General features: G+C 31.5%; 23 protein-coding genes and 1 tRNA gene. 16 read left to right on the plus strand and 8 right to left on the minus strand.

From position 1 onward, the window contains the following. The first annotated feature begins 114 nt into the window (after positions 1 to 114). Complete coding sequence (locus MK851_RS05840) at positions 115 to 693, plus strand: YdeI/OmpD-associated family protein (protein WP_320242275.1); 579 nt, start codon at positions 115 to 117, stop codon at positions 691 to 693. 71 nt (positions 694 to 764) lie between these two features. On the opposite strand, the gene MK851_RS05845 is transcribed toward MK851_RS05840, so the two are convergent. Both MK851_RS05845 and MK851_RS05850 read right to left on the minus strand, forming a co-directional pair. Next, positions 765 to 1,217, minus strand: a complete 453-nt coding sequence (locus MK851_RS05845; protein ID WP_303507984.1) for a carboxymuconolactone decarboxylase family protein — start codon at positions 1,215 to 1,217, stop codon at positions 765 to 767. Between the two features lie 129 nt (positions 1,218 to 1,346). Further along, complete coding sequence (locus MK851_RS05850; RefSeq protein WP_320242277.1) at positions 1,347 to 2,327, minus strand: GlxA family transcriptional regulator; 981 nt, start codon at positions 2,325 to 2,327, stop codon at positions 1,347 to 1,349. Positions 2,328 to 2,462: 135 nt separating this feature from the next. Here MK851_RS05850 and MK851_RS05855 point away from each other — a divergent pair, with 135 nt between their 5' ends. From MK851_RS05855 to MK851_RS05870, 4 genes are read left to right on the plus strand one after another with little or no spacing between them, the layout of a single operon-like run. After that, positions 2,463 to 2,966, plus strand: a complete 504-nt coding sequence (locus MK851_RS05855) for a DinB family protein (RefSeq protein WP_320242279.1) — start codon at positions 2,463 to 2,465, stop codon at positions 2,964 to 2,966. 5 nt (positions 2,967 to 2,971) lie between these two features. Further along, a complete protein-coding gene (locus tag MK851_RS05860; protein ID WP_320242281.1) occupies positions 2,972 to 3,379 on the plus strand; it encodes a VOC family protein in 408 nt (135 codons plus the stop codon). Between the two features lie 44 nt (positions 3,380 to 3,423). Beyond that, complete coding sequence (locus tag MK851_RS05865) at positions 3,424 to 3,846, plus strand: VOC family protein (protein ID WP_303507980.1); 423 nt, start codon at positions 3,424 to 3,426, stop codon at positions 3,844 to 3,846. Positions 3,847 to 3,861: 15 nt separating this feature from the next. After that, positions 3,862 to 4,095: a hypothetical protein gene (locus MK851_RS05870; protein ID WP_303507979.1), complete on the plus strand. Its 234-nt coding sequence runs from the start codon at positions 3,862 to 3,864 to the stop codon at positions 4,093 to 4,095. Between the two features lie 71 nt (positions 4,096 to 4,166). Here the strand turns inward: MK851_RS05870 and MK851_RS05875 are convergent. The 3 genes from MK851_RS05875 to MK851_RS05885 form a co-directional block, all read right to left on the minus strand. After that, a tRNA-Arg gene (locus tag MK851_RS05875) sits at positions 4,167 to 4,240 on the minus strand. Positions 4,241 to 4,316: 76 nt separating this feature from the next. Beyond that, complete coding sequence (locus tag MK851_RS05880) at positions 4,317 to 4,550, minus strand: putative signal transducing protein (protein WP_320242283.1); 234 nt, start codon at positions 4,548 to 4,550, stop codon at positions 4,317 to 4,319. A gap of 12 nt (positions 4,551 to 4,562) precedes the next feature. Next, on the minus strand, positions 4,563 to 4,715 hold the full coding sequence (locus MK851_RS05885; RefSeq protein WP_320242285.1) for an SsrA-binding protein: 153 nt from the start codon (positions 4,713 to 4,715) through the stop codon (positions 4,563 to 4,565). A 605-nt stretch (positions 4,716 to 5,320) separates the two neighbouring features. Here MK851_RS05885 and MK851_RS05890 point away from each other — a divergent pair. Then, complete coding sequence (locus tag MK851_RS05890) at positions 5,321 to 6,262, plus strand: calcium/sodium antiporter (RefSeq protein WP_320242287.1); 942 nt, start codon at positions 5,321 to 5,323, stop codon at positions 6,260 to 6,262. Positions 6,263 to 6,335: 73 nt separating this feature from the next. Here the strand turns inward: MK851_RS05890 and MK851_RS05895 are convergent, their stop codons facing one another. Next, positions 6,336 to 7,346, minus strand: a complete 1,011-nt coding sequence (locus MK851_RS05895; protein WP_303507975.1) for a glutamine synthetase beta-grasp domain-containing protein — start codon at positions 7,344 to 7,346, stop codon at positions 6,336 to 6,338. A 178-nt stretch (positions 7,347 to 7,524) separates the two neighbouring features. Between MK851_RS05895 and MK851_RS05900 the strand changes: the two genes are divergently transcribed. The 8 genes from MK851_RS05900 to MK851_RS05935 all read left to right on the plus strand — a co-directional run bounded on the left by MK851_RS05900 (position 7,525) and on the right by MK851_RS05935 (position 16,894). Further along, the gene (locus MK851_RS05900) at positions 7,525 to 9,708 is read left to right on the plus strand and encodes a glutamine synthetase III (RefSeq protein ID WP_320242290.1); all 2,184 of its coding nucleotides are present in this window, start codon (positions 7,525 to 7,527) and stop codon (positions 9,706 to 9,708) included. A 409-nt stretch (positions 9,709 to 10,117) separates the two neighbouring features. Further along, on the plus strand, positions 10,118 to 11,026 hold the full coding sequence (locus tag MK851_RS05905) for a hypothetical protein (RefSeq protein ID WP_320242292.1): 909 nt from the start codon (positions 10,118 to 10,120) through the stop codon (positions 11,024 to 11,026). Positions 11,027 to 11,095: 69 nt separating this feature from the next. Continuing rightward, entirely contained in the window at positions 11,096 to 11,551 is a 456-nt protein-coding gene (locus tag MK851_RS05910; RefSeq protein ID WP_320242295.1) for a hypothetical protein, read from the plus strand. 3 nt (positions 11,552 to 11,554) lie between these two features. Further along, positions 11,555 to 12,292 carry a CsgE family curli-type amyloid fiber assembly protein gene (locus MK851_RS05915; protein WP_320242297.1) on the plus strand — a complete coding sequence of 246 codons (738 nt, stop codon included), beginning with the start codon at positions 11,555 to 11,557 and terminating at the stop codon, positions 12,290 to 12,292. Between the two features lie 12 nt (positions 12,293 to 12,304). Then, positions 12,305 to 12,721, plus strand: coding sequence for a curli assembly protein CsgF (locus tag MK851_RS05920; RefSeq protein WP_115900361.1), 417 nt, complete (start codon positions 12,305 to 12,307; stop codon positions 12,719 to 12,721). Between the two features lie 31 nt (positions 12,722 to 12,752). Beyond that, a complete protein-coding gene (locus MK851_RS05925; protein ID WP_320242301.1) occupies positions 12,753 to 14,099 on the plus strand; it encodes a CsgG/HfaB family protein in 1,347 nt (448 codons plus the stop codon). 11 nt (positions 14,100 to 14,110) lie between these two features. Continuing rightward, positions 14,111 to 15,610 carry a carboxypeptidase regulatory-like domain-containing protein gene (locus MK851_RS05930; protein WP_303507970.1) on the plus strand — a complete coding sequence of 500 codons (1,500 nt, stop codon included), beginning with the start codon at positions 14,111 to 14,113 and terminating at the stop codon, positions 15,608 to 15,610. Between the two features lie 105 nt (positions 15,611 to 15,715). Continuing rightward, positions 15,716 to 16,894, plus strand: a complete 1,179-nt coding sequence (locus MK851_RS05935; RefSeq protein WP_320242304.1) for an AIR synthase related protein — start codon at positions 15,716 to 15,718, stop codon at positions 16,892 to 16,894. Positions 16,895 to 16,940: 46 nt separating this feature from the next. On the opposite strand, the gene MK851_RS05940 is transcribed toward MK851_RS05935, so the two are convergent. Then, entirely contained in the window at positions 16,941 to 17,372 is a 432-nt protein-coding gene (locus MK851_RS05940) for a hypothetical protein (protein ID WP_320242306.1), read from the minus strand. A 78-nt stretch (positions 17,373 to 17,450) separates the two neighbouring features. On the opposite strand from MK851_RS05940, the gene prfA reads away from it, so the two are divergent. Next, the gene (gene prfA, locus MK851_RS05945; RefSeq protein ID WP_115900368.1) at positions 17,451 to 18,527 is read left to right on the plus strand and encodes a peptide chain release factor 1; all 1,077 of its coding nucleotides are present in this window, start codon (positions 17,451 to 17,453) and stop codon (positions 18,525 to 18,527) included. A gap of 301 nt (positions 18,528 to 18,828) precedes the next feature. Next, entirely contained in the window at positions 18,829 to 19,017 is a 189-nt protein-coding gene (gene rpsU / locus MK851_RS05950) for a 30S ribosomal protein S21 (protein ID WP_115900369.1), read from the plus strand. A gap of 89 nt (positions 19,018 to 19,106) precedes the next feature. Here rpsU and MK851_RS05955 read toward each other — a convergent pair whose 3' ends face one another. Continuing rightward, the gene (locus MK851_RS05955; protein ID WP_320242310.1) at positions 19,107 to 19,556 is read right to left on the minus strand and encodes an RBBP9/YdeN family alpha/beta hydrolase; all 450 of its coding nucleotides are present in this window, start codon (positions 19,554 to 19,556) and stop codon (positions 19,107 to 19,109) included. Positions 19,557 to 19,674 lie beyond the last annotated feature (118 nt).

Raw genomic sequence — 19,674 nt, forward strand, 5'->3', positions numbered from 1 at the left:
TAAATTCTTCATCAAATCTGACCTAAATAATAATTATTTATCGAAATTAGAGGTGTCCTAAAAAGGGGAAGCCTACAAAGTTATATATTTAAAGTGAACACAAATAAAGTTGCAATGGAAAAAGTAGATAAGTATATAGAAAACATAAAAAAATGGAAGGAAGAAACAATGTTGCTACGTCAAATTTGTTTGGACAGTGGTCTTGAAGAAGATTTTAAATGGAAGCATCCTTGTTATACTTTTCAAGGAAAAAATATTGTGTTAATTCATGGTTTTAAAGATTATTGTGCATTACTTTTTTATAAAGGAGCTCTGTTAAAAGATACTGACGGAATTTTAATTCAACAAACAGAAAATGTACAATCAGCTCGTCAAATTAGGTTTGCAAAGCCAGAAGAAATTATAGATTTAATATCAACTATCAAAGCATATATATTCGAAGCTATAGAGGTTGAAAAAGCAGGTTTAAAAGTAAAAACTAAGAAAACCTCAGAGTTTGAAATGGTAGATGAATTTAAAGAAGTATTACAAGAAAACCCAGACATACAAACAGTTTTTGAAGCGCTAACCCCAGGTAGACAAAGAGGGTACTTATTGTATTTTTCTCAAGCTAAACAATCAAAAACACGTTTGTCAAGAATAGAAAAGTCGATACCGAAAATGATTGAAGGAAAAGGACATAATGAAAGATAATAAAGCTACCTAAATTTAGGTAGCTTTATAGAAACTTAGATGAAAACTAGATAAATTAATATTATTGCGTATTACAAAACCTTAGAGATAGCATGAAACATTTGTGTTGATACTGCGATACGATTCCAAATATTAATTTCTCCTATTTGTATAATAATTTGTGCTATTTCATTATCACTAAAATAACTTTTAAGCTTTTGGAAGGTTTCCTCTGTTAATCCATTATTGCTTATTTGTGTTATTTCATCAGTAGCAGCTAATAAAGCTTTTTCCTCTTCAGAAAATAAAGGCGATTCTCTCCAAGCACTCAACGCAAAAATTCTGTTTTGTGCTTCTCCGTTTTTTAGAGCCTCCACAGTATGCATTTCTATACAGTAAGCACAAGTATTAATTTGTGAAGCTCTTATTTTAATAAGGTTTTTACTTTTTTTTGAAAGCGTTGTTGTTTCAAGGTATTTGTAAATTTCTAAGATTGCATTATAGGCATTAGGCTCTAGTTCTTGAATGTTTAGTCTTTGTTTCATAATTTTAAATTTTATAAACCAAAGGTATTATTCCTTGTAAAGTTAAAACTTAAGCCAGTTTAAGAAGCATAATACAATGTGGAATCATAAATTTTGTAGGTAGAAAGTATCAAGAACATTTTTAAAATTTTAAACATAAATTGCTTTGCGATATTTGTTAGCATATTCAGAAGGAGTCATGTTTGTAACCTTCTTAAAAACCTCTCTAAACCCTTTAGGGTCATTATAACCAACTTCGTACATTATTTCGTTAACCGTTTTATTACCTCTTTCAAATTCTTTTTTAGCAGCTTCTATTTTAACACGTTGTACATATTTCATTACAGTATTGGCAGTTGCTTTTTTAAAACGTCTTTCAAAAGTTCTACGACTTACAGCTATTTTTTTAGAAAGCTCATCAACAGTTATTTTTTGCTGATAATTTTGTTCAATATGTTCTTGAATTTTTAAAATATCTTTATCGTTATGAGATTTCTGACCTTTAAAAATAATAAAAGGAGACTGGCTATTACGGCTAATATCTATTTCAAAAATTTTAGACGAGAGTACAGCCATTTCACGTCCTGCAAACTTTTCAACCAAATAAAGATTTAAATTTAAAGAAGAATAAGCTCCACCACTTGTGTATAAGCCGTTTTCATCAGTAATAATTCTATTATCAACAAGATTAACATCAGGAAACATTTTTCTAAATTCATCAGTAGCCAACCAATGCGTTGCACAATCTTGACCGTTAAGCAATCCTGTGCTGGCTAATAAAAAAGCACCTATACAAAGACTTGCTACTTCAGCCCCGTTTGCATATTGTTTCTTAATCCAAGGAATAAAAGCACTGTTTTTTGAAATTATTTGAGCATAATCTCCATGAATGGCAGGAATAATAATCAAATCTGTTTTTTGTACATCAGTAATTGTTGTGTTAGGAATAATATTAAATACCCCGTTACTTAACCTAGCTTTTTTGTGTGTGCCAACAAGATGTGTTGTAAACATTGTTTGCTTGCCTGATTTTAATAAAGCATCATTAGCCATGGTGAACATCTTATAAGTAGCCTCTAAATTACTCAAACTAGAGTCACCTTCAGGTACAAGAATAGAAATATGTTTCATAAGTCATTTTTCAAGAGATTAAACCATTTCAAATATAAGATAAGCTATTGTCGCAATCAACCCGTGGTATTGTCGGGAACATACCTTTGGAGTATGGATAAGACCTTTTATCTTTGGTAATCAAATAATTAAAGTATGGAGAAAGAGGTTTTAAGTGAGTATTATATCACAACTAAGGAGTTATTAAGGTTGATTTCATCGTTAACTGAAGAAGAGCTGAATAAAAAAACAAAAGAAGGAGATTGGACAGTAGCGCAAGTAGGAGATCACCTTAATAAATCTTATGCTTTATCAGAAGTTTTGACAGGAGAAGTAAAAGAAACTAAACGTAGTCCAAATGAAAAGTTAAAAGAAATACAACGCTTGTTTTTGAATTTCGATATAAAAATGAATTCACCTAAAGAAATTATACCAACCGAAAAGTTCATTAACAAAGAAATTTTGTTGACGGAGTTAAAAAGTAAAATACAATGGATGAACGATTTCTCAAAGAATGCAGATTTATCAAAACTTTGTTTAGACTTTAAAATTCCTGAATTAGGGGCGTTTACGCGACTTGAGTGGATAGGGTTTAATACAGTACATACGCAGCGTCATATTTATCAAATAAAACAAATTATTAAGAATTTTAAATTCTAAAATGAATGAAAATATGGGCAAACTTAGGAGTAGAAAATATAGAACGTACACAAAAATTCTATAAGAGATTAGGTTTCATTCTCAATGGAACTCCTACGAACGAAATAGTAAGTTTTTTATTTGGTGAAGATGAGTTTGTAATCCACTTTTTTAAAAAGGAAAAGTTAAAAGAAAGCTTTGAAGGTGAGGTAGCAAATCTTAATAGCAGTAATGAAATAATGTTTACACTTTCGGCTAAAAGTAAAGAGGAACTTAATGCATTAATAGAAAAAACAATAAAAGCAGGAGGATATATCCGTTTTGACCCTAGAAAAGACAAGAAAAAGTTTTATGATGATAATGGCTATTATGTTTGTGTGTTTCAAGATTTAGATGGGCATTTGTTTAACCTGTTTTGTAATTTGAGTAGATAATAAAAGAAAAAATTAGAATAAAAATAACCTTAAAAACAAGAAAAATGAAAGTAAATCCTTATTTAAATTTTGATGGAGATGCAGAACAAGCATTCAATTTTTATAAATCAGTATTTGGTGGTGAATTCATTGCAAATATGAAAATGAGTGACGCTCCAGATGTAGAAAAATTACCAGAAAATGAAAGAAATCGTACAATGCACATTTCGTTACCATTATCAAAAAATACTATTTTAATGGGATCTGATACCGTACCTTCAATGGGACATAAGCTAAATAAAGGGAATAATAATTACATTTCAATTCACCCTGAAAGTCGTGAAGAAGCAGATCGTTTGTTTAACGGCTTATCTGTAGGTGGAAAAATTGAAATGCCTATGGAAGATCAGTTTTGGGGAGATTATTTTGGTAGTTTTGTAGATAAGTTTGGTGTTTACTGGATGATTAATTACAACGAAGCGGTATAATTAACTTTTAATTTAATGGTAGAAGTCTTTAAAACATCTGTACAATCAGTTGAAGAGGAAACACTCCTTTTGGATAAGCTCCAAAGGGAGTTTTCTTACTATAAAATAAATTTTGATTTAGAAGATTGTGATAATATACTTCGTATAGAGTCTATAGGTAACATAATTGATCTTAACCCAATTATCAAATTAGTAAGATATTATGGATTTGACATTGAAGTACTGGAAGATGTGGTTGTAAAAGACTAAACAGTAGTAGAAAGTTAGTGTGTAAATTTATGGAAAAGCAAAACCCTGTTAGATATCTAACAGGGTTTTTGTGACCTCGGCAGGATTCAAACCTGCAACCTCTTGAGCCGTAATCAAGTGCACTATTCAGTTATGCTACGAGGCCGTTTTGCGGGTGCAAATATAAGAATGTTTTTTAAATTGTAAAGCAAAAAAAATAATATTTTTTTACCTTTTTTAACTTATTTGTCTTCTGCTATTTCTTCTTTAAAACTATCAATAGTGTCCTGAGCTTTTTCAAGATCTGATTCATAGATAAATACGTCAATAGAATTGCCTAAAGTTCCGAAACCAGCAACCCTTCCAGATTCTTTATTATCTTTAATTAAGCATGGAACTTTAATCTCATCAAGTAATTGATTTAATCTGCTTACAAAGATTTGAGATCCTGAGAAAACTTTAATATGATTGTTCATAATGGTAAAATTTTAATCCAACGAATTTATTGTAACATAAGCACGCCATCCAATAATAGCCAATTGAAATTTTGATGCTTTCGATATATCCAATTCCTTCTTAGTAAAGGAAGGTAGTAGAGCCTTGTTTAGGTTGGCTAAAAACTTAAAAAAACTTTTTCTCATTAGTAGTTGATTCTATTATCAAAAATAACGAAAAATAATTTGTTATGATGAGAAAAATCAAACTTTACTAAGTTTAAAATGAAAAGTATAGGTTTTAATTAGTTTAATCTTTTAAAAGATAAATTCCAGTAATAAATAAGCAATTTTAATAGTTATTAGAATTAGTTTTAAAGCAAGTATAATCATGTTAGATTCATGTGTTTTTAGTTAGTAAATAATGATGAATTCCGGAATTGTTTTTTCAATATATGAGAAAGGAAATATTATTACCAAACTTTTAAATCTAATTTAATTGGATTGGGTTTATATTTAAATCTATAAAAACACTATTAGTTTTAACTTATAGCTATATTGTCTATGTTTTAATTATTAAATGAAATATAAAAATGTCTTATTGGTTGTATTTAATAAGGTTTTAAAGAAGCTTTTTTTGCAAGATTTGAAAAGTAAAGGAAAAAGGATCTTTTAAACAGAAGAGTTTTAGCCTTTTGATTTTTTTGAAGTTTATTAAAGAAAAAAGTATTGGTTTTAAAAGTTGTATTTACACGGTTGTTTATGTTTCAAAACTTCGTTACAAAAGAGTATCTTCGCCCAAAAAATATCTTATGAGCATTCTATATATTATTATTGGTTTAACATTGTTAATTTTAGGAGGAAATTGGCTGTTAAAAGCAGCGGTAGGTTTGTCACTTAAACTACATATACCAAAAATAGTAATAGGTATGACAGTAGTGTCGTTTGCAACTTCAGCACCAGAATTAATTGTAAGCATAAAGTCTGCTTTAAATGGAGCAACAGGTTTGGCAGTAGGTAATGTTATTGGTTCTAATATTGCAAACCTAGCTCTAGTATTAGGTATAACAGTAATACTATCATCAATAGATGTGGAAAAAAGTTTTTATAAAACAGATTGGCCAGTAATGATGATTGCTTCAGTACTACTGTATTTTTTTATAGCAAATGATAAAATAATTCAATTTTATGAAGGAGCTATTTTGTTTGGAATGTTAGTAGTGTTTTTGATTTATTTACTGCGTTTTCAAAAACAAGCGGTTGTTGATGAGGTGCCTGAAGATGATGAAGAGTTACCACTATATAAAATAGCATTATTTTTAGCAATAGGAGGTGTAGGTTTATGGGGTGGTTCAGAGTTGTTAATTAATGGCTCGGTAACTTTAGCAGCAAATTTAGGGGTTAGTGATGCAATAATAGGAGTAACAGTAGTGTCGGTAGGAACAAGCGTTCCTGAGTTAGCAGCATCAATTATTGCAGTATTAAAGAAAGAAAAAGCAATTTCATTAGGAAACTTAATAGGTTCTAACGTATTTAATATTTTAGCTGTTCTGGGTATTACTGCAATGATTACTCCTGTAGAAGTAAAACCAGATGCATATAGCTTAATAAACAATGATATTTATTGGATGTTAGGTGTTTCATTTGCTATACTACCTTTAGTTTTCTTTCCAAAAGGAATGCGTCTTGGGTGGAGGGATGGAATTATCTTATTAGCAACCTATGCAACTTTCATCTATTTAACAATTTCGTAAAAACGAATTAGTCTTGAAATAAAAAAAAAGCCGCTATTAGCGGCTTTTTTAGTTGTGTTGTTGTGTTTGTTAATTATATGTTGGCGCCTTTTACGGTTTCTATAATTCTACCAGCTACTTTATAAGGGTCAGCGTTTGAAGCAGGTCTTCTGTCTTCTAACCAACCTTTCCATCCTTTTTCTACAGTAATAATAGGAATACGGATTGAAGCCCCTCTATCAGAAACTCCATAACTAAAGTCAGATACATGAGCAGTTTCGTGTAAACCAGTTAAGCGTTCATCATTATTGGCTCCGTATACATCCATGTGTTCCTCGGTAACAGGCCTAAATGCTTCACAAATCTTCTCGTAAGTTTCTTGAGAGCCACAAGTTCTTAAAGTAGTGTTAGAGAAGTTTGCGTGCATACCAGAACCATTCCAATCTCCTTTTACTGGTTTTGGATGGTACTCAATATAGTAACCATGCTTTTCAGTTAAACGATCTAATAAGTAACGAGCAACCCAAATTTCATCACCTGCTTTTTTGGCACCCTGTGCAAACAATTGAAATTCCCATTGTCCTGGGGCAACCTCTTGGTTAATTCCTTCAAAGTTTAAACCAGCCTCAATACATAAATCAGCATGTTCTTCAACGAAATCTCTTCCCCAAGTGTATCTTCCACCTACAGAACAGTAGTATTTTCCTTGAGGTCCAGGGAATCCACCACGTGGGAACCCTAAAGGTAAATCAGTTTTGGTATCCATTAAGAAGTACTCTTGCTCAAAACCAAACCAAAAATCATTATCGTTATCATCAATTTTAGCACGTGCATTAGATGCGTGCGGAGTACCGTCAGCGTTTAAAACTTCAGACATTATTAAGAATCCATTTTTTCTAGTAGGGTCAGGATAAATAGCAACAGGCTTTAGTAAACAGTCAGAAGCACCTCCAGAAGCTTGTTCTGTAGAACTTCCATCAAAAGACCAAACTGGACAATCTTCTAATTTACCACTAAAGTCGTCTTCAACCTTAGTTTTACTACGCATGTTTTGAGTTGGTTCATGACCATCTAACCAAATGTATTCTAATTTTGATTTACTCATGATTTTTGTGTTGTTTTAGAGTTAATTATGGGGCAAAATTGAGTATTTTTTGTTAAAGGGCAAAATTTTTAAGGGTATTTTTGTTTAAAATTAACTTTAAATTAATTTAACCCCTATTTTTTAGGGGGTATTTGTTTTTAAAATGTATTTTTGAATATCTAATTTAATACTTTATTATATGTCAACTTTAAGATTCAATGCTTTACAAGAGGTTTTAAATAGAAAAACTGTTGTAGTAGAAGAGAATGAACGTCGTTCAGAATTGTTTGGTAAAAATGTATTTAATCAACAAGCAATGCGTCAATACATGACCAAAGAAGCATACCAAAGTGTAATGGATGCTATTGAGTTTGGAACTAAGATTGATAGAAAAACTGCCGATCAGATTGCAGTAAGTATGAAAGATTGGGCGCTGTCTAAAGGAGCAACACATTACACACACTGGTTTCAACCTTTAACGGGGTCTACAGCAGAAAAACACGATGCTTTTTTTGAAACAGTTGAAGGAGGAGGAGCAATGGAGAAATTTGACGGAGGTCAATTAGTACAGCAAGAGCCAGATGCTTCTAGTTTTCCTAACGGAGGAATTCGAAATACTTTTGAAGCACGTGGCTATACCGCTTGGGATCCAACATCGCCAGCATTTATTTATGGTACTACCTTATGTATTCCCACAGTTTTTGTGGCGTATACAGGTGAAGCATTAGATAATAAGGCTCCATTATTAAGAGCTTTACAAGCTGTTGATACTTCAGCTACAGCGGTTTGTAAATATTTTGATAAGAATGTAAGTAAAGTAAATGCAACTTTAGGTTGGGAGCAAGAATACTTTTTGATTGATACAGCATTGGCAGCTGCACGTCCTGACATTATGATGACAGGAAGAGCTTTGTTAGGGCATGCTCCAGCAAAAGGGCAGCAGTTAGATGATCATTATTTTGGCTCAATACCCACGCGAGTATTGAATTTTATGCGCGATTTGGAACATGAATGTATGTTGTTAGGGGTGCCGGTAAAAACACGACATAATGAGGTAGCGCCAAATCAGTTTGAATTAGCACCGATTTTTGAAGAAGCTAACTTAGCGGTAGACCACAATTCCTTACTAATGGATGTGATGGAAAAAGTGTCGCAAAGACATAAATTCAAAGTGTTATTCCATGAAAAGCCATTTGCAGGAATTAATGGTTCAGGAAAACACAACAACTGGAGTTTGTCTACCAATACAGGAGTTAATTTATTGAGTCCAGGTAAAACTCCGATGAAGAACTTACAGTTTTTAACCTTTTTTGTGAATACTATTAAAGCGGTTCATGATTACGAAGAGTTAATCAGAGCGTCAATAGCAAGCGCAAGTAACGATCACCGTTTAGGAGCTAATGAAGCACCACCAGCAATTATATCAGTTTTTATAGGTTCACAATTATCATCAGTATTAGATGAGTTAGAAAATGTAACAAAAGGAAAGTTATCACCAGAAGAAAAAACAGATTTAAAATTGAATATTGTAGGTAAAATTCCTGAAATATTACTAGATAATACAGATAGAAACAGAACTTCACCTTTTGCTTTTACAGGAAATAAGTTTGAGTTACGTGCAGTAGGTTCATGGTCTAACTGTGCAGGACCTATGACGGTTTTGAATACAATTATAGCAAGACAGTTAAATGAGTTTAAAGATGAGGTTGATAAATTAATTGATACCAAAAAACTAAAAAAAGATGAAGCTATATTTAATGTATTAAGAGAATATATTAAAGCATCAAAAAGTATTCGATTTGAAGGAGATGGGTATGGAGAAGCATGGGAAAAAGAAGCAAAGAAAAGAGGTTTATCGAATAACAAAACAACTCCTGAAGCATTAAAAGCAAAAATTTCTAAAAAAGCAATTTCTCTTTTTGAAGAAATGGGAGTGATGAATAAGGTTGAGGTAGAAGCACGTCATGAAATTGAACTAGAAGAATATTCAAAGAAAATACAAATTGAAAGTAGAGTATTAGGTGATATTGCAAGAAACCATATTATACCTATTGCTATTCAATACCAAAATACCTTGATAGAGAATGTAAGAGGGCTGAAAGAAATTTTTGGAAATAATTTTGAAAGGTATGCAAATGAACAAATCGATTTAATTCAAAAAATATCAAATCATATTGCTGAAATAAATTCAAAAGTTGAAGATATGATTGAAGAGCGTAAAAAAGCCAATAAGTTAGAAGGACAAAAAAATGCTGATGCGTATTGTAATAAAGTAAAACCTTATTTTGATGATATTCGTTATCACTGTGATAAATTAGAGTTGATGGTAGATGATAATCTATGGCCATTAACTAAATATAGAGAGCTTTTATTTACTAGATAAAGTAGCTTATTTTAAAGAAGAAAATTCATTTTTAAAAAAAGGGGTTTTCCCCTTTTTTTAAAAAAAAGAAGGATTAAGAAATACAAAGCCAAAGACTACGTTTATAGCGTGTTTTTGGCTTTTTTTATTTGTTTTTTTTTAAGTAAAGAAATTTTGAATGGTTTTTGAAGCTAAAAAAATCGTATATTAGCTATGTTTAAACAGACAAACTATATATAGTTTCTTACAGTTTTATTTAAACTGATGGATGTAATCACGGTTATCAAACTAACCTTTACATTTTACCCCATAATTTTATCTTACCCTTATTTACTTAGCATTCTCCCACAATAAGCATCGTTAGTATTTGTATGCTTGTCGTAGATAGAGTATGCTAAAAATCAATTAATGTATTTTAAAATTATCTATTATGAAAAATTTTTTATTAGCGGCTATTTTTTTAGCTTCAGGAACAGTTTTCGCACAGTTCGCAAACCCATTACCAACACCAAAAGCTAATTGTTTGGGGTGTTCAGTACCACAAGTAGGGCCTTCTTATGGAGATAGAGGAGCAGCAATAAACACGAGTTACGTAGATCAAACTGGAGTTATGAATGACGTAAGTGTAGTTCAAACTGGAGTAGGTAACTTATCTAACATCGATCAAGATGGTCAAAATCAAGGATTTTCTGGAGGTTTAGGAAACGAAGCTACTGTATACCAAAGAGGAAGAAAGAATGAAGCCGATATTAAGCAACATGGTGACTATAACACTGGTTTTGTAAATCAAGTAGGATATAAAAACTATACACAACAAGATGTAGGTGTAGGTTGGGCAGAAAATAACAGAGCATATGCTTACCAAACAGGACGTCAGAATACTTCTATTCAAAAACAACGTTATGATAATAATGTAGCTATTGTAGCACAATCTGGTAGAAGAAATTTAGCTCACCAAGATCAAAGCACAGGAACTAATGGGGCGCCGGGTAGTGTAGCAGGTATTTTACAACTTGGTAACTATAATAAGGCTAAACAAGTACAAAGAGGTAGCTTTAATATAGATGGAATTGCTCAATTTGGAAACGCAAATATGGCTTCTACTACTCAAACATCAACTGGAGGTATAAACATTTCTGGTATAGCACAAACAGGTTATGGTAATGAAGCTTGTGTTGATCAAAACGCTGATGTTGGTATTAACTTAAGTTTAATTGGTCAGTTTGGTGTAGAAAACCATGCCTCTGTTATTCAAGACGCGCAAGGTTCAGGTAATGCTAGTTTTATTGGTCAAGCAGGTTATATGAATAAAGCCTGTGTTGAACAAACAGGACTATAATAATTTATTAACTAATAAAGTTAAGGGAAGAGAGAAAAACTCTTTCCTTAACTTACTAAAGTAAAGATAATGAAAGAGGTGAAAATAATATTGTTTGTAATGTTGGTTACTATTAATCTGGCTATTATGTCGCAGCAAAAGACATCTACATATTTTGTATCTGTGCCTCAAATAGGAAATGATGTTTCTTTTATAGTACTAGAGAAAAATATTAATTCATTAAATGGTTTACAAAATTTTAGTAATGTAACTGCTAATCAAAATTATTTATCAATAAATCAAATAGGAATAAATAATGTAGCGGAATTAAAAAGTGGAGCGAGAGATGTGCAATTAGTAGGGCAAAAGGGTAAAAATAACTATTATAGTTTTATAGATTATTACAACACTTCTCCCACAAAAATGGATATCCTTCAGCAAGGAAATGCAAATTCATTACAGGTGTATGGAACAAACTCTTTAATGGAAAATGTAAAAATAATTCAAAAATCTAATTATAAAACAATTATAGTTAGGAACTATTAAAAGATGTTAAGTTTTATTTTTTTTAGAAGCGATTTAAAATATATTACTCTGTTGTTGCTTTGTGTATCAGTGGGTTATACTCAAGAAATAAACGATGTGAAAGCCAAAATACTTGTCCTTAAAAAAGATAATTTTATAGTAGTAAAAGCACAAGCTGAAAATGAAGGAGTGTTGTTTAAAGATGAGCTTAACTACAACTTATTAGTACTAAAAAAAAATAAAGAAGGAAACTATTCTAACAATAAACAATCAGGAGAATTTTCGTTAAAACCTAATGAGAAAAAAGAGCTTTCATTAATAAGGTTAAGTTTAAATCCTGATGAAGAATTAAAAGCTTATTTATTTGTAAAGCACAGGGAGACATTGATAGATAAAGATACGCTAGTAATAGTGCCCAAAAAGATAGGTGTAATAAAAAAGGAAAAAATAGACGAATCTAATTTTGTATTAAAAGGATTGGTTATTGAAGAAGCAATAACAAAAATAGGGAAAGATTTTTATGATTTTTTTTACCAAGAGTATCTGCTCTCAGGCTTAAAATATCCTTTTATTATAAAAATAAAAGAGAAACCAGGATTAAGAAGAACTACAGTTTTAATTATTGAAGCTGATGATAAAAAGATTTTTGAGTTCATGACAATGCCAGGAGAAGATTTTCTTAAACGAGCTGTTAAAGCATCTTTAGTAAGATTAAGCAGTTACTCAAAACAGAGAAATACATTATTAAGTTATAAAATTTAAATAAAGTAAGTTATGAAAATAGCAACCAAACTTATAACAATTGTTTTATTTTTAATAAGTTCATTTACTTTTTCACAAGAACTAGTTTATAAACCAATTAATCCATTTTTTGGAGGAAATAATCCATTCGGATATCAGCAAATTTTGGCATCAGCAAATGCACAAAACGATTTTCAAGAAGAAGCACAAGATCCTTTTCAGCAACCTTCAGACTTAGAAAATTTTACCAATAGTTTAAACAGGCAACTGTTAAACTCATTATCTCAAGATTTATTTCAAGAACAATTTGGAGATCAAGGATTAACTGTTGGAACTTATGTGTTTGGATCTTTAGTAGTTGAAGTAACACCTACAAGCGGAGGTTTATCTGTAAATATTTTAAATACTCAAACAGGTGAACAAACACAAATTATAATACCAAACAATTAACAACAAAACGACTAACCATAACTTAAATTTTATGAGAAAATTACTATTCAAATTACTATTCTCTTTAAGTTTTATCTTGTTTTCTAGTTGTGGAGCATACCTAAATCAGCCATTCCAAACAACGAATGCTAGAATAGGAGAAAACACCTCTTTACAAAACGATTTAATTAAAAATATTCTACCTGTCGAAAAAGTAATCGTAGGAGTTTATAAATTTAGAGATCAAACAGGACAATATAAGCCGACTGAAAACGGCTCTACATTTAGTACCGCGGTAACGCAAGGAGGTACATCAATTCTATTAAAATCATTAGAAGAATCAAAATGGTTTACTCCAATAGAAAGAGAAAATATCGCTAACTTATTAAATGAACGACAAATAATAAGGTCGACAAGGCAAGAATATCAGGGAGTTAATTCCACAAAAATGCCGCCATTACTTTTTGCTGGGATTATTTTAGAAGGAGGTGTGGTTTCTTATGATTCTAATATTATTACAGGAGGTTCAGGAGTCCGATATTTTGGAGCGGGAGCATCTAATCAATATAGAGAGGACAGAATAACAGTGTATTTAAGAGCTGTATCTACATCAAACGGACAAATCTTAAAAAATATTTATGTGTCAAAAACAATACTCTCTCAAGGTATTTCAGCAAATTTATATAGGTATGTTTCTTTAAGAAGATTGTTAGAAGTAGAGACAGGGGTAACCAAAAATGAACCTATGCAATTAGCTGTAAAAGAAGCTATAGATAAAGCAGTCGAACAGTTGATTATAGAAGGTGTTGTAGATGGTTTATGGGCTCCTAAAGGAGGAGAACCAGTTGTCAGCCTTTTTAAAAAGGAATATCTAAAAGAAAAAAATGAAGCAGATAATACTTTACTTTTTAATAGAAAGCAAGAAACAAGAAGAGAGAGAAACTCAATGAGTGTAATGGCTGGAACTTCGATAATTTCAGGAGACTATTCGAACCCAGTTGCAAGATTTGGATTTGATTTAAAATACAGATATTTCTTTGAGAACCCACGATTTAGTTTTGGAGGAAGTGTAGGACGGTTTTCATTAGAAAATGAACGATCTTTTAAAAATACATTTCTTACCTCTAGTATATTCTTAGAATATAACTTACTTCCTTATGATAAGTTAACACCTTACGTGTATGTTGGTGTAGGTTCAGTTTTAGAGGAGAATCTTGATAATCCTATGTTTAAATTTCAATACGGAATAGGATTAGAATATTTAATAACCAATAAAATAGGGGTAGCTTTTTATGGAGAAAATTACCTTTTAGGTTCGGATAATCTAGATAAGTTGGTTAGGGGGAAAAGGAATGACTTTATTTGGAGGGTAGGAGTAGGTTTAAACGTTTATTTTTAAGAAGCAAAGCAATGAAAAATATAATAAAAATAACAATACTTTTAATTTGTGTAACCTTATTTAACTGTAGTGAAGATACTGTAGGTTTTGTGGAATTTGGTACAATTAAAGGACGTGTGGTAAAAAAGAGAAGTTTTGAACCTATAGCAAACGCAAAAATAGCACTATCGCCAACCAATAATACAGCTTTTACTGATGAAGAAGGTTACTTTTTAATGGAAGATATACCTGCACAAGAATATTCGGTAAGCGCTACTAAAGAAGGTTATTTAACAGGTTTTCAGCCTGTAGGTTTAGATGCTGGCACAGAAATTAATATAGTTTTTGAGTTAGATATAGAAACAGCATTAAACGATCCGCCAACAACACCAGAACTTAGAGCTCCAACTAATGGCGTAGAAGATTTAAATAATATGGTAGAACTAAGTTTTAAATCTACTGACCCTGATGAAGATGAAGTAACATACAGGATAGAAATTAAAAACGACTTTAATAATGATGTTATATCTTTTGAAAATGTAAAAGACACTTTATATACAGTTTCCGATTTAAAATTTGGAGTAAAATATTTTTGGCAAATAGGAGCATCAGATGGCATTAATGCTGAAGTATTAAGTGCAGTAAGTACATTTAAAATTACATCAACACCCAATAACAGGTATTTTTATACACGACAAGAAGATGGTAATAATGTAATATATTCTGGAGATTTTATCAATGAAGCTTCTGTAAATGAATTATTGTTAACATTACCAACAACAAACTCTTGGAGACCAAGAAAAAACTCAGCAGCAAATTTGGTTGCCTTCTTACGAACAGACAATAACGAAACTCATATTTATACAATGAAAACAGATGGTTCAGATGTTAAAAAAGTTACATCCAATGTTCCTGTAGTTGCATTTGATTTAAACGAAGTTGATTTCTCGTGGTCTTCAAACGGAGATCGAATTATATATCCGCATTACGATAAATTATACTTGATAAATAAAGATGGAAGCGGTTTACAGCAAATATACCAAACAGTTGATGGTAGTTACATTACTGAATGTGATTGGAGTAATGATGAGTCTAAAATAGCACTGAAAACCAATAACACAAGTGGGTATAATACACAAATCTATACGATTGATATGGCAGGAAATATAATTGACACTGTTTTAACAGGAATGCAAGGAGCTGTAGGAGGAATTAATTTTACAATAGACGGAAGCTCGCTGTTATACACAAGAGATATTTCTGGATATGAATCAAGTAATTATAGGCAACTAAACAGTCATATGTTTTTATATGAGTTTGCAACGACAGAAGTTACTGATTTATCAGAAGGAAAAGCTGATGGAACAAATGATTTAGACCCGCGTTTGTCACCAAATGAAGCCGAAATAATTTTTGTAAATACATCAAATGATGAGATTTCTGAAAAAACAATTTATAAAGTGCCTTTTAATGAAGGTACTACCACAAGAACAGCGTTATTTATAAACGCCACAATGCCAGATTGGGAATAAAGAGAAACGAACTATAATTAAAGAGCGAGCGTGTAAAAAACGTTCGCTTTTTTCTTGATAAAAGCGTAATAAAACCTAAATTTGCAGGCAACAACAACACAACACATGAGTAACGAAGTATCTAAACGCTACGCACAACGCGGAGTATCGGCATCTAAAGAAGATGTACACAACGCTATCAAGAACATTGATAAAGGATTATTTCCAAAAGCTTTCTGTAAAATTGTTCCAGATTATTTAACAAATGATGATGATTATTGTTTAATTATGCATGCAGATGGAGCAGGAACAAAAAGTTCTTTAGCATATATGTACTGGAAAGAAACAGGAGATATTTCTGTATGGAAAGGAATTGCCCAAGATGCTTTAATCATGAATATAGATGATTTATTATGTGTAGGCGCTACTGATAATATCATGTTGTCATCAACTATCGGACGTAATAAAAGTAATATTCCAGGAGAAGTTTTATCGGCGATTATTAATGGGACAGAAGAATTAATTGCTGAGTTGAAAGAGTTTGGGGTTACCATCCATTCAACAGGAGGAGAAACTGCTGATGTAGGAGATTTAGTACGTACAATAATCGTAGATTCTACTGTAACAGCTCGTATGAAACGCGCGGATGTGATTGATAATGCAAATATCAAAGCAGGTGATGTTATTGTTGGTTTAGAATCGTTTGGACAAGCAACATATGAGAAAGAATATAACGGAGGTATGGGAAGTAACGGGTTAACTTCTGCACGTCATGATGTATTCCATAAATACTTAGCAGAAAAATATCCAGAAAGTTTTGATGCTTCAGTACCGTCAGATTTAGTGTATTCAGGAAATACAAAATTAACAGATACGGTAGCAGATTCACCAATTGATGCTGGTAAGTTAGTGTTGTCACCAACAAGAACCTATGCGCCAATTATCAAGGAAATTTTATCGAAATTTTCTTCGGAAGAAGTGCACGGAATGATTCACTGTTCAGGTGGAGCACAAACAAAAATTTTACATTTTGTGGATAATTTACATATTGTAAAAGATAATATGTTCCCAATTCCACCATTATTTAAAATGATACAAGAGCAATCAAAAACAGATTGGAAAGAAATGTATCAAGTTTTCAATTGTGGTCACAGAATGGAATTATATGTGTCTCCAGAAATAGCAGAAGAGATTATTAAAATTTCAAAATCGTTCAATGTAAATGCACAGGTTGTTGGTAGAGTTGAAACTTCTGATAAAAAGAAATTAACAATCAAAAGTGAATACGGAACTTTTGAATATTAATACAGTGAGATAAAAAGTAAAATCCTCAGAGAAATCTGAGGATTTTTTATTTCATTTTTTCAAACACAAAATCAATCGAAAACTCATCGTTACTAACTTTAGCTTTCAGTAGATTGTTTTCTTTCCAGTATTGTATTGTTTTAGGGAATTCGTTTAGTTTGTTTTCCGCAGTAAAAGAAGTATCTGTTTGTTGGGTAAAAGCAAATAAAGTAGGATTTTCATTTACACCAGTTACTTGTAAAAACAACGAATCGTTTTTAGTAATGATGTGTAGGGTCTCTTTAAATACAGTATCGTTTTTTTGTAAGGAAAAACCAATTCCAGAAAAATCATTTTCCCAAAACTCATAAGTTCTTTTATGAGCTTCGTTATGAACACGTTCCCATTTACCAAACAACCAAGTTGGTTTTTTAATTTTCTTTTCTTGCAGACAAGAAAAAAGTAGTGAACAAGTAAAAAATAAGATTAAAATTCGCATAACAAAAGCCTTAATGAACTAAAGATATGAATAAAATTCGATAAAAAATCGTAAATTCGCACCCCAAGAAAAGATACTATGCTAGATAAATTACAGATAGTTAAGCAACGTTATGATGAGGTATCAGATTTAATCATCCAACCAGATGTTATTTCTGATCAAAAACGTTATGTGCAATTAAATAAAGAGTATAAAGACTTAGGAAAGGTTGTAAAAAAAGCAGACGAGTACGAAACTTTATTAAATACTATAGAAGAAGCTAAAGAAATTATTGCCGACGGATCAGATGCAGAAATGGTAGAAATGGCAAAAATGGAAATGGACGAAGCAAAAACTCGTATTCCAGAATTAGAAGATGAGATTAAATTTTTATTAATTCCAAAAGATCCAGAAGATGCTAAAAATGCAGTAGTTGAATTGCGTGCAGGTACGGGTGGAGATGAAGCAAGTATTTTTGCAGGTGATTTATTTAGAATGTATACTAAGTATTGCGAAAGCAAAGGCTGGAAAGTATCTACAGTAGATTTTTCTGAAGGAACCAATGGTGGATTTAAAGAGATTCAGTTTGAAGTTTCTGGTGAAGATGTGTATGGGACGTTAAAGTTTGAAGCTGGAGTACATCGTGTACAACGTGTACCACAAACAGAAACACAAGGGCGTGTACATACATCGGCAGCAACCTGTATGGTATTTCCAGAAGCAGAAGAGTTTGATGTAGAAATCAATCCAAAAGATGTACGTATCGATTTTTTCTGTTCATCAGGACCAGGAGGTCAATCGGTAAACACTACATATTCAGCGGTGCGTTTAACGCATATCCCTACAGGATTGGTAGCGCAATGTCAAGATCAAAAATCGCAGCATAAAAACAAAGAAAAAGCATTTAAAGTATTACGTTCTCGTTTGTATGATATGGAGTTAGCGAAGAAGCAAGAAGCTGATGCTGCAAAACGTGGTTCGATGGTAACCTCAGGAGACCGTTCAGCAAAAATTAGAACATACAATTATCCACAAGGGCGTGTAACAGATCACAGAATAGGATTAACCTTATACGATTTATCAAATATTGTAAATGGGGATATTCAAAAAATTATAGACGAGTTAATGCTCGCAGAAAATACCTCTAAGTTAAAAGAACTAGGAGAAACTATTTAATTAAAAGGCGTTACTACAATAGTAACGCCTTTTTTAATGTCTCAAATTCTTGTAGAGCCGATAAATAAAACATACCTTTGCAGAATATTAATGTTCTGTCCTTTTTAGGAGAAAATCTACAAGTCTTTATACTATTTTTCTGTTATCACCAGATCCTATAGTCTTCAGTTGCTTTATCAAGCGTTTTCAATAGAATTTTTAATCTAAAATAAATATCATGTAAATCATAGTTCATACTATGTGTAGTATTGCGCTGTAATTTATATGACTTAAAGTATGTCTAATAATAAAACCTTATAGTATGTTAAGAATAGTTGTAAAAGAAGGTGAAAATATCGATAGAGCCTTAAAACGTTACAAGCGTAAGTTTAGAAATGTAAAAGTTTTACAAGAATTAAGAGAAAGAAAGCAATACACGAAGCCTTCTGTAACTAGAAGAGCACAAGTTCAAAAAGCGGCTTATAAAGAGCAGTTATTTAAAGAAGAATAGTAGTATAGCTATATAAAATACAAAAGCGCAACCAATTTGGTTGCGCTTTTTTGTGAAATTAAATAGAGGAAAATTCATCTTATATACATTTAACTTTGCAAGTTTATGTGTCTTTTTATTTCTTCTATCAAAAAAGGAAGTTTAGTAAATCCATCTCTATCTATAAAATGTTTTCCTTCTTTAAGAAGGGTAAATTTAGCCTCTAATTTTTCTGCCATAGTTTTAGAATATTCAAAAGGAATAATATCATCATCAACTGCAGATATTGCAGTTCTAATACTCGTTATTTCTTTTAAGTGACTATAATTTAATTGGGGTTTTACAAATTCAATTAATTCAGGTATGGGTGTAGATTCAATGAATCCTGAAATTAGAAATAAGCCTTTAATTTTAGGTATGTTTAACTTATTTAAGAAGTTTAAAATAGCTATACATCCTAAACTGTGACCAACAAAAATTGTTTTTTCATCTATTTCTGTTACATGACTCTCCATAAAATCAACCCATTCATTTAGTTTGGGGTTTTTAGAGTTGGGCATGCTTAAAATAGAAACTTCAACAGAGTCATTTTTTTAATTCTTTTTAAAATCCTGAAACCAGTTAGAATAAGGAGACGCTGTATATCCGTGAATTACATAGATTTTATATTTGTCCATA

The organism is Tenacibaculum sp. 1B UA (genome assembly GCF_033978845.1).
Classification (GTDB): domain Bacteria; phylum Bacteroidota; class Bacteroidia; order Flavobacteriales; family Flavobacteriaceae; genus Polaribacter.